Below are 789 nucleotides of genomic sequence, written 5' to 3' on the forward strand. Positions count from 1 at the left end.
TCAGTGAGGCAGATTTAGCAGTTGATCACTTTTTAAAGGAAAGGCTTCTTGTAGCACGTCCGAATTATGGATGGATTTCAGAAGAAACAAAAGATAATCGGAGTCAACGGAGCTATGAACGCTCTTTTGTGGTTGATCCTATTGATGGAACGCGTGGTTTTCTTTCTGGCAGTACCTATTGGTGTGTTTCTATTGCCATTATTGAGAATGGGCGCCCCATCATAGGTGTTGTCCAGTGTCCTGCTCAAGGGAACGTTTATGCAGCTGTTACTGGTGAAGGGGCGACGTTAAATGGCATAAAGCTTCCTCTTTTGCCATCTCAGGTTAATCGAAAATATAAAGTTTCGCTTGACAAATCGCTAGCTCAAAAATTGCCGGATGATTTTTGTAATCAGGTTAGTTTTTACCGTCACATTCCTTCTCTTGCCTATCGTATTGTTCTTGTTGCACAAGGTGAGATCGATATTGTGTTAATTCGTCCGAATTGTCATGCGTGGGATATTGCCGCTGCTGATCTTATTTTGCAGGAATGTGGGGGGTATTTTCTGCCACTTGATGCACCTTTTTTATCGTATGGGATTGAACCTTATCAATATGGATTTTTAGTTGCTGGCAAAAATAATTGCTGTCAAAATATGATAGATGTTGTTCGTCAAGCAAAGTTAGTTTAATCACATAAAAACGCGCTAAAATCTCTAAACGATATGGAGGCACACATGATTGAAACCAACGAAAAAAAACAATATTTACATCTTGTATTTGGTGGAGAATTAAAAAATCTCAATAGTA

1 protein-coding gene and 1 pseudogene are annotated in these 789 nt (G+C 39.0%); both read left to right on the plus strand.

The genetic code is table 11. The features are described 5' to 3' along the window. On the plus strand, positions 1–671 hold a 671-nt coding region (locus tag ACFIO5_RS11400; protein WP_375705469.1), incomplete at its 5' end, for a 3'(2'),5'-bisphosphate nucleotidase CysQ. A gap of 45 nt (positions 672–716) precedes the next feature. Then, positions 717–789: pseudogene (locus ACFIO5_RS11405) on the plus strand (DUF4170 domain-containing protein); the annotation flags it as partial.

It is taken from the genome of Bartonella sp. AA86SXKL, assembly GCF_042196885.1.